At 68.8% G+C, this 14,877-nt stretch carries 14 protein-coding genes; 9 read left to right on the top strand and 5 right to left on the bottom strand.

Going from position 1 to position 14,877, the window contains the following annotated elements:
- Nucleotides 1-2: 2 nt before the first annotated feature.
- Together OG729_RS35110 and OG729_RS35105 are read right to left on the bottom strand one after the other, a co-directional pair.
- Nucleotides 3-746 carry an HAD family hydrolase gene (locus tag OG729_RS35110; RefSeq protein WP_405809982.1) on the bottom strand — a complete coding sequence of 248 codons (744 nt, stop codon included), beginning with the start codon at nt 744-746 and terminating at the stop codon, nt 3-5.
- A 4-nt stretch (nt 747-750) separates the two neighbouring features.
- The gene (locus OG729_RS35105; protein WP_405809980.1) at nt 751-1,626 is read right to left on the bottom strand and encodes a universal stress protein; all 876 of its coding nucleotides are present in this window, start codon (nt 1,624-1,626) and stop codon (nt 751-753) included.
- 432 nt (nt 1,627-2,058) lie between these two features.
- Here OG729_RS35105 and OG729_RS35100 point away from each other — a divergent pair, with 432 nt between their 5' ends.
- The 3 genes from OG729_RS35100 to OG729_RS35090 all read left to right on the top strand — a co-directional run bounded on the left by OG729_RS35100 (nt 2,059) and on the right by OG729_RS35090 (nt 4,080).
- The gene (locus tag OG729_RS35100) at nt 2,059-2,781 is read left to right on the top strand and encodes a helix-turn-helix domain-containing protein (protein WP_405809978.1); all 723 of its coding nucleotides are present in this window, start codon (nt 2,059-2,061) and stop codon (nt 2,779-2,781) included.
- On the top strand, nt 2,778-3,287 hold the full coding sequence (locus OG729_RS35095; protein ID WP_405809977.1) for a flavodoxin domain-containing protein: 510 nt from the start codon (nt 2,778-2,780) through the stop codon (nt 3,285-3,287). Before OG729_RS35100 ends, OG729_RS35095 begins: the two co-directional genes overlap by 4 nt.
- Before the next feature lie 121 nt (nt 3,288-3,408).
- Nucleotides 3,409-4,080 carry a hypothetical protein gene (locus OG729_RS35090; RefSeq protein ID WP_360875523.1) on the top strand — a complete coding sequence of 224 codons (672 nt, stop codon included), beginning with the start codon at nt 3,409-3,411 and terminating at the stop codon, nt 4,078-4,080.
- A gap of 41 nt (nt 4,081-4,121) precedes the next feature.
- Here the strand turns inward: OG729_RS35090 and OG729_RS35085 are convergent, their stop codons facing one another.
- The 3 genes from OG729_RS35085 to OG729_RS35075 form a co-directional block, all read right to left on the bottom strand.
- Complete coding sequence (locus OG729_RS35085) at nt 4,122-5,531, bottom strand: hypothetical protein (RefSeq protein ID WP_405809975.1); 1,410 nt, start codon at nt 5,529-5,531, stop codon at nt 4,122-4,124.
- A gap of 270 nt (nt 5,532-5,801) precedes the next feature.
- Nucleotides 5,802-5,969: a hypothetical protein gene (locus tag OG729_RS35080; protein WP_405809973.1), complete on the bottom strand. Its 168-nt coding sequence runs from the start codon at nt 5,967-5,969 to the stop codon at nt 5,802-5,804.
- A 143-nt stretch (nt 5,970-6,112) separates the two neighbouring features.
- Complete coding sequence (locus OG729_RS35075; RefSeq protein WP_405809972.1) at nt 6,113-7,714, bottom strand: sigma-70 family RNA polymerase sigma factor; 1,602 nt, start codon at nt 7,712-7,714, stop codon at nt 6,113-6,115.
- 556 nt (nt 7,715-8,270) lie between these two features.
- Between OG729_RS35075 and OG729_RS35070 the strand changes: the two genes are divergently transcribed.
- The 6 genes from OG729_RS35070 to OG729_RS35045 all read left to right on the top strand — a co-directional run bounded on the left by OG729_RS35070 (nt 8,271) and on the right by OG729_RS35045 (nt 14,854).
- Nucleotides 8,271-8,645, top strand: a complete 375-nt coding sequence (locus OG729_RS35070; RefSeq protein ID WP_405809970.1) for an ArsR/SmtB family transcription factor — start codon at nt 8,271-8,273, stop codon at nt 8,643-8,645.
- 245 nt (nt 8,646-8,890) lie between these two features.
- The gene (locus tag OG729_RS35065) at nt 8,891-9,868 is read left to right on the top strand and encodes a PstS family phosphate ABC transporter substrate-binding protein (protein WP_360875533.1); all 978 of its coding nucleotides are present in this window, start codon (nt 8,891-8,893) and stop codon (nt 9,866-9,868) included.
- Entirely contained in the window at nt 9,865-10,806 is a 942-nt protein-coding gene (pstC, locus tag OG729_RS35060; protein ID WP_360875535.1) for a phosphate ABC transporter permease subunit PstC, read from the top strand. The genes OG729_RS35065 and pstC overlap by 4 nt, the downstream gene beginning before the upstream one ends.
- Entirely contained in the window at nt 10,803-11,711 is a 909-nt protein-coding gene (gene pstA / locus OG729_RS35055) for a phosphate ABC transporter permease PstA (RefSeq protein ID WP_360875537.1), read from the top strand. Before pstC ends, pstA begins: the two co-directional genes overlap by 4 nt.
- A gap of 5 nt (nt 11,712-11,716) precedes the next feature.
- Nucleotides 11,717-12,577 carry a phosphate ABC transporter ATP-binding protein PstB gene (gene pstB, locus OG729_RS35050; RefSeq protein WP_405811387.1) on the top strand — a complete coding sequence of 287 codons (861 nt, stop codon included), beginning with the start codon at nt 11,717-11,719 and terminating at the stop codon, nt 12,575-12,577.
- 57 nt (nt 12,578-12,634) lie between these two features.
- Entirely contained in the window at nt 12,635-14,854 is a 2,220-nt protein-coding gene (locus tag OG729_RS35045) for an FAD-dependent monooxygenase (RefSeq protein ID WP_405809967.1), read from the top strand.
- Nucleotides 14,855-14,877 lie beyond the last annotated feature (23 nt).

The following is a 14,877-nucleotide window of genomic DNA, read 5'->3' as shown; positions in this document are numbered from 1 at the left end:
CGTCAGTCCTTCTCGTCGTCTGCGCCGTCGTCGAGCAGGTCGGCCGGATCCCGCACGACCAGGTCAGCGCCGTGCCGGAGCAGTGCGGCCCCGCTGTCCGGCCCCCCGGTGCGGTCCACGCCGATCACCAGCCCGAATCCCCCGCGCCGGCCCGCCTCCACTCCGGCGAGCGCATCCTCGACGACCGCGGTGCGGGTGGCGGGCCTACCGAGCCGACGGGCGGCTTCCAGGAAGAGCGCCGGGTCGGGCTTGCCGGGCAGGCCGAGGCGGGCGGATTCGGCGCCGTCGACGAGGGTGTCGAAGATGTCCAGCACCCCGGCGCCCGCCAGGAGTTCACCGGCGTGCCGGGACGCGGAGGCGGCAGCGAGGGGAATCCCCTCGCGGCGCAGCGCGTGGAGCAGCCGCACGGTCCCCGGGTAGGCATCGACGCCGCCCTCGCGCAGCCGCTCGGTGAAGAGCCGCTCCTTGGACTCGGCGACCGCCTGCACGGTGGCGGCCGGCAGCCGTAGCCCGCGTGCGGTGAGAAACGCGGCGGCGCCGTCCATCCGCAACTTGCCGTCCACGTACCGCAGATAGTCGTCACGTGCGTCGAACGGGCGCCTCAGCTGCGGGTCCTCGGGCGGGTGGTCTCGTAGAAGGGCGTCGAAGGCCCTCTTCCAGGCCGCGGCGTGCAGCCTCGCTGAGTCGGTGATCACTCCGTCGGTGTCGAAAACCACCGCCTCCACCGACCGCAGCGCGGCAATCACGCGCTCACACCCGCTGCGGAACGACGGCAACGGGGCAGGCGGCGTGGTGGAGTGCGGCGTGCGCCAGTCGGCCGAGCTGGAGGCCGAGGTGTCCTTGACGACGCTGGGCGCCGACGACCAGCAGGTCGGCGGCGGCCGAACGTTCGAGCAGCACCTTGCGGGCCGGGCCCTCCAGCGTGGTACGGCGCACCCGGACGGCCGGATGATCGCCCACCACCTTGCCCAGCGCCTCGTCGAGCAGGGTGGCGGCCCGCATCTCGGGGTCCTTCGCGGCGTCGCCGGTGAGCAGGGAATGGTCGGTCGTCTCGTGTGCGGGCCTGCGCCATGCACGTACGGCGTCGAGGGTGCAGTCACGTGCCTCGGCCTCGCGGAAGGCGAAGCCCACGGCGCCGGCGCCGGCAGCCAGGTCACCGACGCCCAGGAGGATCCGCTCGTGGCTGCCCGACAGGGCGGTCCGGTCGCCGCGTACGACGATCACCGGGCAATGGGCACGTGCCGCCACCGCCAGACTCACCGAGCCGAGCAACAGACCGGCGAGGCCCCCGCGGCCATGTGATCCGGCGACGATCGCGAAGGCGTTGTGCCCCTCCCGCAGGAGCGCGGTCACCGCCTCATCGGGCACCACCTCGGTGGACACCTTCACATTCGGGTTGCGCTGATGGGCACGCTCCGCGGCGGTGCCGACGATGTTGTCCGCGAGTACCTGGTCGGCGGGGCGGTCAAGGCTGTACGACGGCGCCTCCCCTTCGTAACGCTCCCAGAGGGACGCGTACACCAGCCGCAGGGGAATTCCATGGCGTGCTGCCTCGTCCACCGCCCAGCCCACGGCCCCGAGGCTTGGCTCCGAACCGTCCACACCCACGACAAGGGGCAGCTCCATCGTCCCCACCACCTTTCAGCCGGCCGATCGGAGGCGTTGCTGTCCTCACAGTCCCAGTGTGGGCGCAGCGGTGGGGAGGGGCGCTTCGGCCCTCGTCCGGGACGTTCGGCCCCACGCCCTTCACGCGTCCCGCGTTCGCCCGACCGGCCGATGACGACCGGACATTCCGCATGATCCACGGCAGCCGGCGCCGCCTCCCCGGCCAGGAAGCCACTGACCCCGCCGAATCCCTGGCTGCCCAACGCCGAAGGCTGCACCCCCGCCCCTCGCCGACGGCAGTGCGGCGACGGCGCGCTGCGCGACAGGGCCGATGAACCCCACCACGGGAGCCAACCGGCCCATGCGGCGCGCCTGCTTCCTGGCAGAGGCTGGACCTGGAAGAGACGCCGCTGCGCGACGGAGCGTCGTGGATCACCGAGGGATGTGTTGCGCATGTCGGAGAATGAGCCGGGTGGCTCGCCCAACCAGCAGTCCAGGACGGCAGGGGGCGACATCGGCCGTCGGGTGGCACGGCGGCGTGAGGAGCTGGGGCTGACCCGTGAGGACGTCGCACAGCGTGCAGGATCGGCACCCAGCTACCTCCAGTACGTGGAGGAACGGGCCGTCGCGCCGGGCATCGGCTTCCTGCTGCGCCTGGCCGACGCGCTGGAAACCACGGTGGGCGACCTGACCGGGGGTGGCATGGATCTGCCGCCGGGAATCGGCAAGGCGGGTTACCACTCGGAGCTGGTGGAATTGACCGCCGAAGAGTGCCGTGAGCGGCTGTCGACGCATGGCGTGGGCAGGGTGGCGGTATCCACTTCTCACGGACCCGCCATTGTTCCCGTCAATTACCTCGTCATGGACGACATCGTGGCGTACAGAACGGCCGCGGATGCCGTTCCGGCTGCGGCGGCAGGCACAGAAGTCGCTTTCGAGGTGGATCACATCGACGATGCGCTGAGTCAGGGCTGGAGCGTTCTCGTGGTCGGCCCCGCACGTGCCGTCACCGACGCCGAAGCCTCGCGCCACCTGGAGGAACACGCGGCCACCACCCCCTGGGCGGGAGGCAACCGCGGACTGTGGGTGACCATCACACCCACCCGCCTGACGGGCCGCCGGATCCACGTCAGACAGACCCATGTGCCGCCCTCCGGCTCCGGCCCCAGGACATGAACCTTCTGGTGGGATACGCCACCGCACACGGCTCCACGCGCGAGATCGCGGAGCGCCTGGGCACGCGGCTGGGCGAGAGGGGGCTGAAGGCCGATGTCAGGTCCCTGGCCGACGTCGAGGACGCGGACGCGTACGAGGCGTTCGTGCTCGGCAGCGCGGTCCACGGTCAGGCCTGGCTCGACCCGGCGAAGGACTTTCTGCGCCGCAACGGCGAACTGCTCCGCGTGCGTCCTGTGTGGATCTTCAGTGTGGGGATGCCGAGCGCGCTGCGCGGGCCGTGGAAAGGCATGGCGGACAAGGCAGAGTCCGTCATCACCGCGGATCTGCCGGGAGACATCCCCTACCAGGGGCACCGGCTCCTGTCGGGCGTCATCGCACGCGAGCACCTGCCTTTCACCGGGCGTGTGGCATTCCGGTTGATGGGCTGCCGGTACGGCGACTTCCGTGAGTGGCCGGCCATCGACGCCTGGGCGGCGGAGATCGTCCGGGAGCTGACCTACGGATGACAGGCGCCGGCTCTGTTTGGTCCCGGTTTCCGGCTGAGACCGGGACCGTCCGGGCCCTGCGCGCCGCCTGGCGGCGCCTCACACTGAGGTATCGGCCCGGTATCGGACCTGGAGGTTCTTGATGAGCGCCGACCCGACCACGGACACAGCTGCCGTACCCCTGCTGCTCGACAGCGCACTGCAGGACTTCCGGTTCAGCCGCCTGGAGTGCGTGATGATCGACGCCGCACCTCCTGCGGTGTACGAAGCGACGCGCCGGCTGGACCTGCTCACCATTCACTCGCCACTTTTCGACCTGGTCATGTGGGCGCGTGGGGTGCCGGACAGGCTTCGCCGGCGCCCCCTGCCGGCGCCGCCGACGATGCGGGTGGCCGATCTGTTCGACGTCGACACGCACGCCCAGGACCAGCCCTGGGTTGCCCTGGGCGAGACCCCGGGGCGCGAACTCGTCTTCGGAGCCGTCGGCAAGGTATGGAAGCCCGCCATCGAGTGGCGCCGGATCGAACCGGAGGCGTTCACCGGCTTCGAGGAGCCCGGCTGGGCCAAGATGGCGGCCGCATTCACCGTCCATCCCTACGGCACGCGGCGATCCCTTCTGGCCTACGAGGCGCGCACCGTGTGCACCGACGCGGAGTCCACGGCCCGCTTCGGCCGCTACTGGACACTCGTCTCACCGGGCGTCGGCATCGTCCTGCGGGCCGCGCTGCAGTCGGTGAAGAGGGCCGCGGAGCACCCGGACCGGCCGGGGCCCGTCCGGGTGGAAGGCACGGAAGCGGAAAGGGATGAGACGTGACGCGGGTCGTCCGTGATGCGTGTCGTCCGTGATGCGTGTCGTCATTGTGTACGAGGTGTACGAGGTGTACGAGAGCCTCTCGACGCGGTACCGAAGGCATGGAGTTCGACGCACGGCTCGGCGGTCGCCGGGCAATGCGCGGTGATGTAGACACGGTGCACGCCTTCGACGGGGATGACCGGCACCGAGATGTCTTGCACAGAGCCGTCGGCGGTTGGGGTTATCCGCGCCAGCGGTAACAGGTCAGGGGAATCAAGCACGAGCTCTATCCAGGCACCGCCGCCCGGCGGCCCCGCGAGCCTGGCGTGGGCGAGCGTGTCCGCGCTGGAGAAGACGACACGGTCGTAGCGCAGCAAGGAGGAGCCTCCCAGGGCACGGATACCCGGGCCGGAGCCGGCAGTTGTCCCGCCCTGGGTCGTGTACGCATCAGCAGGGACGCGGTCTCCGGCCCGGAAGGCAGGGGGAACCGGCGCCTCGGGCGGCGGAGATCCGTCCGGCGCCGGCGAGGGCCGGGACGTAGACGGCGGTTGTCCCTGTGCCCCGCGCTGCTGATCGCAAGCGGCCAGCGCGACCATCCCCACGCCAATGCCGGCCAGGAAGCCGACGACCGCGACAGCGGCCCGGGAGCGACGAAGGACTCGCGGGGACGCCGCTCCGGTTCGGACTCGCGGGGACGCCGCCGTCCTTCCTCGGTGACGGGGACCAGCGGCCGCAGGGGCGGCGGCCCGGCGCACGCGCGACTGCTGTGTCTGGGTTTGGACCTCGGCTCGCTCCAACAGCCTCGTCAGGAACGGCGGATCGTCCAGTGGCGCGGGGATGGACTCCTTCGCACGCAGGTAATCCTGACCGGTCCACCACCCCAACAGCCGTACCGGCAGCTGCGCTTCCAGCTGTCCGTCGAGCCGGGACACATCTTTGTAGACACCCATGCATGCCGGGCAGATGCGGAGATGGTCCGCGACCTCCCCGGTCGACAACGCCTCGGGCCCCTGGGGCAGCTGCTTGATCACCTCCCTGCAGTCCTGACGCTCCAGCCGCTCGAGATACAGGTCGGTACGGGCCTGGCGCAGCGCACTTCTGGCCTCGTCGCAGCGGTCCTTGACCACATGGAGGGCCAGCCCCGTGATGCGGGCCGTCGACGCGGGATCGTCCCGGTCCACCACCGAGTGCCACAGCAGACACTGCGTGGTGGACGGGAGGCGCTGGAACGCGAGAGCCAGCTGGCCGTCCTCTCCCCAGGGCCACCGCCCTCCCGCGGCCACCCAGGCCCGGAAGTCCGGCGACAGCACTTCGCGCTCCCGATGCCACCTCGTGATCGCCGTGGTGCGAACGTTGCCCAGCAACTGTGGTCGCAGGCAGTCCGGATGACGTTGTCCTACGAAGCCCACCCCGGAGACGATCCGTTGCAGCAGTTGCGCGAAGACCTGTGATGTCACCTCGTGCGCATGCATAGGACCCGGCATGCATTGGGAGGCGTACGCCTGCACGGCGGCGTAGTGGCGACGATAGACATGCCGAAAGAGTTCGACTCGACCTTTGCGCACCCCATGAATCAGAGCCGCATCGGAAAGAGGCTGCCGCGACGGCCGCGAACCCAGGACCAAATGCATCGAGAAACCTTCCACTCAAGTCCGGCGGCAGCCATGGGTGATGTCCCGCATGGCGTCACCGGCCTGCCGGCCGACGTCCTGCTCGGGGGCCGGCAAGGAATTCCGGGAGACTCAGCCGAAGTTGAATTCGGTGATGCTGACGCTGGAATTGCCCGCGGCGCAGCACGCCGTGAGATACACCGAGTGGACACCGGCGGTTTGTCGCATGGGCGCGCAGAAGCGCCGCATGGGGGCGCTGAAGCGCCGGTGGAGGTGGTGCGCGAGGACACTTCGGACCATGGGGGTCCCCCGAGATGTGTGTCGTTTGTACAGACGGTCACAAGGAGGACTGCGCCCGGCGGAGGCCATCCCGCCACTTTGCCAACGCTTTGCTCAACGGGCCCATGCGGCCGGGTGGCGTCGCATGGGCCCTGGCCAGTCAGTCACTTGACGTCGATGCGGTAACGGAGCCGTGGAGCGTTGTAGTAGTTGTACGTGAGCACAACGGGGGCGTCCTTCTCAGGCGGCGGGTCGTTCCCTTCCCACCAGTCCAGCATGCCGAGTTGCATCTCGTCCCAGGGCTTGCCGTCTTCGAGTTCGGCGCGCACCAGGTAGCTGCCGTCGCTCTCGCCCCACCACGGGTCGAAGCGGAACAGCTGTCCGTCGGCGGCCGCGCGGCAGGGTCCCATCCTGATCCGCACGTTGGCAGCGTTGTCAGATACCTCCTGGGTGCCCCCGCGGTAGTCGATGCACTCGCCGGTGGCGGCGTTGCGCAGCCAGGTGTAGTCCTTGTTCTCCTTGACCGAGAAGGTCTGCCAGACCTGGTCCTTGCCGTCGTCGCACGCGTTCTGCACGACACTCGCGCCGGCCGGCTCGATGCACATGCCGGTGACTCCCGCGTTGCGCAGGCTGCCCGACCATTTGACGGGCCCGAGGTCGGCCGTAGTGGGCGATGGCGGCGCCGACTCTTCGGACGCGGGAGCTGACGCTGCGGCGGAGTGTCCGGCCTGGCCCACCGTCCGGGAGGGCGTCGCTGTGAGCGTGACGGGCGGCGGATGCCCGGAAGTCGAAACAGGCGGCTGCGCCACCGGCGCGTGCGGCGCGCTCTGAGACCCCTTCCCGTCGTCGCCGAAAGGCATCGGCACAACGAGGACTGCGATTCCTATGGCGGCGACGACGGAACCGGCGACCGCGCCCGAGGACAGCGAGGCGACCTTGGCCTTGGCCCACCACCCCGAACCGCCGTCCAGAGGGACGGATCCGTGCGGTGCGGCGGGGGCGACGGCCATGGCACCGGCACTCGCGCCTGCTTCCGCCAGCCGCGCCGCCGTATACGCCGAGCCTCCCCACAGCAGCACGGCGGCCGGCAGCAGCGAGCCCAACCGCTCGTTGAGTTCGGTGAGTTCGATGAGCGCGCTGCGACAGCGCTCACACTCCGCAAGGTGCCGCTCGAGATCCCTGTTCGTACGGCGGCCGGTGCGTCGCACGGCGGCGCCGAGCAGGGAGCTGTAGCGGCGGCACTCGTCGGTGGCGGAGGCGTCCTCTCCGTGCACCGCCAGGTAGGCCTCGCGCAGACCTTCCCGGGCGCGGGACGCCAGCGAGCTGACACCGCTCGCACCCAGGCCGAGCAGGGGACCGACCTTCGTGGCCGGTTCCTCCTCGACGGCGGTGTGCCACAGGACGGTCTGCCAGCGCTCGGGCAAGGAGCGGAACGCCCGTAGGACAAGGCTGTTCTCCTCCAGACGGAGCATCCGCTCCTCGCCGCTCTCCGCCTCGGGGTTGTCGGACCCGTTGGCGAGCCACTGCTCGAAGTCGGCTGACAGCTCGGTGCGGCGAGCCGTGCCCGCCCAGTCGGCGGCGGTGCGGCGGACGACGGTGAGGAGGTACGGTCGCCAGGCCGCCTCCGGACCACTGCCGGACCGGATGGCTTGGAGGGTGCGGGCGAAGGCTTCCGAGGTGAGGTCTTCGGCGGTGTGCCGATCGCGGCAGCAGGCAAGTGCGTAGCAGAAAACGGCGGACCGGTGCCGTCGGTATAGCTCGTCCACTGGGGCGTCGGACTCCAACTCTCTGACTGCCGCCGTGAGTTCGGCGTCAGATAGGGGTATTTCCTGCTCATTGGGCATGAGTTACCCATGCCTTCCGTGCGTTACATGAGGCGATGGCATTCTGGTCGATGTTCGAATACCGACGGAAGCGTCCGGGAAGATCTGGTCCGAGGAAGGCAACACCGAAGACGTGTGACACATCAGGGCGTGCGGGAAGTGTGAAATGCGGACGCTACATGGCGGCCCCGGGATCGGTTGCCCGAGTCCGCGAACGCGGGTTCGCGGAGTCCACCCCCGTGCCCCGTCACCACCTGTCCATCATGGTGGTCGCGTGCGCAGGGCTTGGGGAACTCTCGCTCCAGCGAGAGCCCGGCCTCGCCCACCAGAGCTTCCTTGCGGCGGGCTCCTGCGCCGCCCACACCAACGAGAATCGATTCTCGCCCACGTTCTGGACAGAACGGCGGCGGGGCACAGCAAAGGTGAACGCGAAGTGAACAGGTAGCACGCGAGGCCTCCGCTCACCCATTCGGGCTAAGCCGCTTCGTATGCTGCATAGGTGACCGTCTCTGCATCGGGCCCGGTATCGGGCGAGGAGCCCACCGGAGGATGCGCTCCCTCCCTGACCACCCCCCTGATGGAGCGGGACCAGGTCGAGCGCACCGCCCGCGTGCTCAAGGCGATCGCCGACCCCACCCGGCTGCAGCTGCTGCATCTGATCCAGACCGCGCCCGGCGGTGAGGCCTGCGTCGGCAATCTGACCGAGAGGCTCGGCCTGCGGCAGCCGACCATAAGTCACCATCTCAAGACCATGGCCACCGCAGGACTGCTCAGACGCGAGAAGCGCGGCACCTGGGTCTGGTATTCGGTCGACCGCGATGGCATGGAAGCGGTGCAGGACATATTGCAGTCGCCAGCCGGCGCTCCGGCCTGACGGCTTTACCCACGACACCCAGGCGGGGGCGGAGGCAACGAGTCTCCGCCCCCTCTTGCATGCACCCAACACGTAAAAGAGGTGACCGTCTATATAGATTCATGGCTATAGTTCCCGGCCGTGTCATGATCTGTACACCGTGAGTTCATATAGTAAAAGTTCGATTCAAGAGTGGGAGGGGGCCGCCACAGAGGTCCCTCGGACGCCGGCCTTCGACACCGGCCCAACCGCAAGGATCGAGAAAAGTGAACGCAGCCAGTGGTTCCAGAAGGTTCGCCGGGCCGGCAGCGCTGGCCTTCGCCGCAGCCCTCACACTGAGCGCTTGCGGGGGTGGGGACGCGAGCACCAGCTCGGGCTCCGGCGGGAAAAAAGAGCTGTCGGGCAAGGTCACGGTGGACGGCTCGAGCACGGTCGCGCCGCTGAGCACTGCCGCCGCCGAGTTCTTCGCCGAGGAGCAGCCCAAGGTCCAGGTAACCGTCGGCACTTCAGGCACCGGCGGCGGCTTCGAGAAGTTCTGCAACGGCGAGACCGACATCTCCGACGCCTCCCGCCCCATCAAGGACGAGGAGAAAGCAGCCTGCGACAAGAAAGGCATCAAGTACGAAGAGTTCAGCGTTGCCAATGACGCGCTGACCGTCGTGGTGAACAAGGATGCCGATTGGGTCGACTGCCTGACGGTCGCCCAGCTGAAGAAGATCTGGGAGCCCAAGTCCAAGGTCAACAACTGGAACCAGGTGGACCCCACGTTCCCGAACGAGCCGCTGAAGCTGTTCGGCGCGGGCACCGACTCGGGCACCTTCGACTACTTCACCAAGGAGATCAACGGTGAGGAAGGCGCGTCCCGCACCGACTACAGCCCGACCGAGGACGACAACGTCACCGTCCAGGGCGTCGCCGGCTCCGAGGGCGGCCTGGGCTACTTCGGCTACTCCTACTACGAGGAGAACCAGGACAAGCTCAAGGCTCTGAAGATCGACGGCGGAGACGGCTGCGTCGCCCCGGGTGTGGAGACCGCGCAGAACGGCACGTACAAGCCACTGTCGCGCCCGCTGTTCATCTACCCCAACGCCAACGCGCTGGAGCGCCCCGAGGTCGAGGGGTACGTTGAGTACTACGTCGAGAACAACGAGAAGATCGCCAAGGATGCCAAGTTCATCCCGCTCAATGCCGAGCAGGAGAAGGAGCTCCAGGCCGACCTCGAGAAGCTGAAGTCAGGCAAGTGACCGCGCCCGCCCCACCGGCCCCCGCAGGGACACGCCCCCTGCGGCGGGCCCGCCCGCGCTACGGCGAAGGGGCCATCAAGGCGCTATTGCTGATGGCGGCGCTCGTCTCAGTCGGCACCACGGTCGGGATCGTCGCGGCGCTCATCCCGCCGACCGTCGACTTCTTCAAGAAGGTCGGGGTGTGGGAGTTCCTCTCCGGCACCAAGTGGACCGCGCTGTTCGCCAGCCCCGAGTACGGGGTCCTGCCGCTGCTGACGGCGACGGTACTGATCACCGGCATCGCGCTGCTCGTGGCGATCCCGATCGGGCTGGGTGCGGCCGTCTATCTCAGCGAGTACGCGAACCGCCGTACCCGGGGCATCTTCAAGCCGATGCTGGAGATCCTGGCCGGCATCCCCACCGTGGTCTACGGCTTCTTCGCGTTCGCCTTCATCACCCCACTGCTGCAGGACCACTGGCCGTTCGGCGATCCACCGGAGGTCAAGAACGCCCTGTCCGCCGGACTGGTGATGGGCGTGATGATCGTGCCGACCATTGCTTCGCTCGCCGAGGACGCGATGTCGGCCGTCCCGCACTCGCTGCGCGACGGCGCCTACGCCCTGGGCTCCGGCAAGCGCACCGTGTCCCTGCGGGTCGTCATGCCCGCCGCGCTGTCCGGCATCGTCGCCGCGTTCGTCCTCGGCATCTCACGTGCTCTCGGCGAGACCATGATCGTGCTGATCGCCGCAGGCGCAAAGCCCGATCTGACCCTCAACCCGCTGCACGAGATGCAGACGATGACCGCCTTCATCGCCGGCGCGGCGTCCGGCGACGTGTCGACGGCGTCCTTCGAGTACAAGACCATCTTCGCAGTCGGTGCGCTGCTGTTCCTGCTGACCTTCGTGATGAACCTGATCAGCATCCGCCTGGTGCGCAAGTACCGCGAGGTGTACGAATGAGCGTCGCGGGCGACCCGGTCGCACCCCCTGCCGCTACGCCGGGCCGCCGACTGGCCGGTCCGCGCTTCCGCCCCGGCGAGGCCGCCTTCCGCTGGCTGCTGTTCTGCTGCCTGGCCATTGGCATCGTGTTCCTCGCGGTGCTGATGATCTACATCCTGGTCGAAGCCTGGCCGCGCCTGGACTCCCGGCTGTGGACCAACTTCCCCTCCATCCGGCACCCCGAGGAGGCGGGCGCCCGGTCGGCGATCTTCGGCACGATCTGGGTGATCGCCTTCACCGCGCTGTTCTGCCTGCCCACCGGGATCATGGCGGCGATCTATCTGGAGGAGTACGCCGATCCGAACCGCTGGTACAACCGGCTGATCGAGCTGAACATCCAGAACCTCGCCGCGGTCCCCTCGATCATCTACGGCATCCTGGGACTGGGCCTGCTCGCCCGCCAACTAGCTCTCGGAACAACAGTGTTGACGGCATCGCTCACCCTGTCGCTCCTTGTGCTGCCGGTGGTGATCATCTCGTCGCGGGAGGCCATCAGAGCCGTACCGCAGTCCATCCGGCAGGCATCGCTCGCGCTGGGGGCGACGCGGTGGCAGACCGTGCGCCGACAGGTTCTGCCCGCTGCCGTCCCCGGCATCGCGACCGGCTCGATCCTCGCCCTCTCCCGGGCGATCGGCGAGGCCGCCCCCCTGATCATGCTCGGCGCGGTCACGTACGTGGCCTTCAATCCCGAGGGGCTGCAGAGCGCGTACACCGTGCTGCCCGTGCAGATCTACGGTTGGATCAGCCAGTCCCGCGAGGAGTTCCACCACCTGGCGGCTGCGGCCATCGTGATCCTGCTGGTCCTTCTGCTCGCGATGAACGCCACCGCCATCTGGCTTCGCAACCACTACACCAAGCGCTGGTGACCGCCATGACAAAGGACAGCTCCCCTCAGGGCCACGGCTTCTCCATCGCGCTCGGCGGCGGGCGCAACGGCCGACCCGATCCCTCGCTGGACGACCCGGTCTTCCACATCTCCGACCTGGACGTCTGGTACGGCGACCACCAGGCTGTACGTGATGTCACGCTGACCATCGGCCGCCGCCAGATCACCGCGATGATCGGCCCGTCCGGCTGCGGCAAGTCGACCGTGATCCGCTGCCTGAACCGGATGAACGACCTGATCCCCGGGGCCAGGGTGGTGGGCAAGGTCGCGTACCACGGCGAGGATCTGTACGACGCCGAGGTCGACCCGATCGAGGTCCGGCGCCGGATCGGCATGGTCTTCCAGAAGCCGAATCCCTTCCCGAAGTCGGTCTACGACAACGTCGCGTACGGGCCGCGGGTGAACGGGATGAAGGGGAACCTCGACGAGCTCGTCGAGGAGGCGCTGACCGGGGCGGCGTTGTGGGACGAGGTCAAGGACAAGCTGAAGGCGAACGCGCTGGCGCTGTCCGGCGGTCAGCAGCAGCGGCTGTGCATCGCCCGTGCCATCGCGGTGAAGCCGGAGGTGATCTTGATGGACGAGCCGTGCTCCGCGCTCGACCCGATCGCCACCGCCAAGATCGAGGACCTGATGGCGGGACTGGCTTCGGAGTTCACGATCGTCATCGTCACGCACAACATGCAGCAGGCCGCCCGTATCTCCGACTACACCGCCTTCTTCACGTCGGACGTCGACGAGGAGGGGGTTCGGCACGGCCGACTCGTCGAGTACGAGACGACGGAGAAGATTTTCGAGAACCCGGCCGACAAGCGGACCGAGGACTACATCACAGGCCGCTTCGGCTGAGGAGGTCTGAGCGCCAACAGCACGGCGCTCGCACTTCCCGGAGCCCCGACCGTTCTGATGGCCGAGGCCGACGACACAGTGGCGGATCAGGCGACCGACGGCGCGCGTCCGCAGATCCTGCGCGAGCTGTGGGGCCCCGCCTCCGCAACCCTCATCGGCGTCGGCCGTCCCGCCCTGGACGCGGCCCGTGACGGAAGTCCGCGCTATCGCTGGGACGGCCCGGCCGGCCCGAGCCTGCTGGCCGGCGCCGACTCTCCGCTCGCAGCACTCCGTCAGTGGGTCGACCTCTTCGTTGATTTCCTGGTCACCAAGCACGGACTCGCCAACGCACTGCAATGGGACAGCAGTGGCTTCGACGCGCTGCACGCCTACTTCCTCGACCGCTTGGTGCCCGTCTGCGCACAGTTGCTCGACGCCGCAGTCGACGCCGGCGAAATCAGGCCCGGTACGCACGCCTACGAACTGATGCGCGGCATCGGCAACCTCTGCATCGGACGTGACAGCGACCCGCGCTACGACCCCCGCCGATTGGTCGAACGCTCCTCCAGGGACTACAGCGACCGCAGTCATCCTGATGTCGACGACAGGCGTATTCGGATCGTTTTCGCCCTCCGGTGGGACGGCTGCCGTGGGCCCCGCGAGCGTCAGCACCCTGCCCGGGGCATGCGTCAGGTATTTCACTGTTGGCGGGCACGGCGCACAGTTCGGCTGCACACTGCTGCCATGGCTGCGAGCGAGTCGCTTGATGTCCTGGTCGTGGGGGCCGGTCCGACCGGGCTGGCTCTCGCGGCGCAGTTGCGTGCGTACGGCGCGCGGTTCCGGATCATCGACCGGCACCTCGACAGGGCCCGGGAATCACGCGCGCTGGCCATCCAGCCCCGGACCCTGGAAGCCCTGGCCCCGTACGGCGTGACGGACGAACTGGTCGCGCGCGGGAACCCGGCCGTACAGCTGCGGATGCACTTTCCAGGTCGTACCGTGCGGCTGCCGCTGTTCGACATCGGCGTCGCCGACACCCCGTATCCCTTCCTGCTGTTCCTGTCCCAGGCCGAGACGGAGAGCGTGCTCGGCAGTCATCTCGCCGAGGCGGGTACGACGGTCGAGCGAGGAACCGAGCTGGCGGAGCTCACGGCAGAAGACGCCTTGGTGGCCTGCCGGTTGAGACATCGCGACGGCACGGAGGAGAGCGTGAGCGCCCGCTATGTCGTCGGCTGCGACGGGGCGCACAGCACGGTGCGGGACCAGGCCGAAATCGGCTTCGAAGGCTACGCCTACCCGCAGACGTTCCTGCTCGCGGACCTGGAGGTCGACGGACTGGAGAAGGGAGCCGCGCACGCGTACATGACCGAAGCCGGAATGCTGTTCTTCTTCCCGCTCGGCTCACCGGCGAGCTGGCGGATGCTCGCCATGCGACCGCCAGGAACCCCGGACACCGAGAGCCCGCTGGACGTAAGGCAGTTGCAGGCGATCGTCGACCGCTACGTCGGCGACCGGCTGCATCTGCAGAACCCCGTGTGGATGACCGACTTCCGGCTCCACAACCGCGGCGCGAAGAACTACCGGGCCGGCCGGATCTTCCTGGCCGGCGACGCCGCCCACATCCACAGTCCAGCAGGGGCCCAGGGCATGAACACCGGCATCCAGGACGCGCTCAATCTCGGCTGGAAACTCGCCCTTGTCTGCCAGGACGCCGCACCTGGCGCCCTGTTGGACACGTACGAGAGCGAGCGCGCCCCGGTCGGCCGCAACGTGCTGCGCTTCACCGACCGCGCGTTCACCATCGCCACCAGCCGCAACCCACTGCTCCGGCTGGCTCGTACTCGAGGCGCGCCCCGCCTCGCACCACTGGTTCTGCGTCTTCCCGCCCTGCGTGCCGCCGCCTTCCGTACGCTCTCCCAACTGGCCATCCACTACGAGCGCAGCCCCGCCACGGCCGAGGGCCCGCATGCGCCCCGGCGTGGCCCGCGGGCGGGTGACCGGCTCCCCGACACCCCTGGCAACCTGCATGCGATGACTGCCGCACCCGGATACCACCTGCTCCTCGCCGGCCCCCGCGAGGTCTGGGACACCGGCCGGGTCGCGGCCGCGACCCACGGCCGCAATCACCTGATCCACGTCCACCGACTGGGTACGAGCGGGCCCTGGCGGGGGATCGCGCACTGCCTGGTCCGGCCCGATTGCTACATCGCCTACCGAGCCGGAGGCACGGACCTGACCGGTCTTCTCAGGTACCTCGACCGGTGGCTGCCGCTTTCCCAGGCCGAGGAGCCGGACTGATTGGGCTCGTCATGCCCCGATGA

The sequence above is a fragment of the Streptomyces sp. NBC_00210 genome (genome assembly GCF_045160975.1).
In the GTDB taxonomy this organism is placed as follows: Bacteria; Actinomycetota; Actinomycetes; order Streptomycetales; family Streptomycetaceae; genus Streptomyces.
This window is presented reverse-complemented; position numbering and strand designations above follow the sequence as displayed.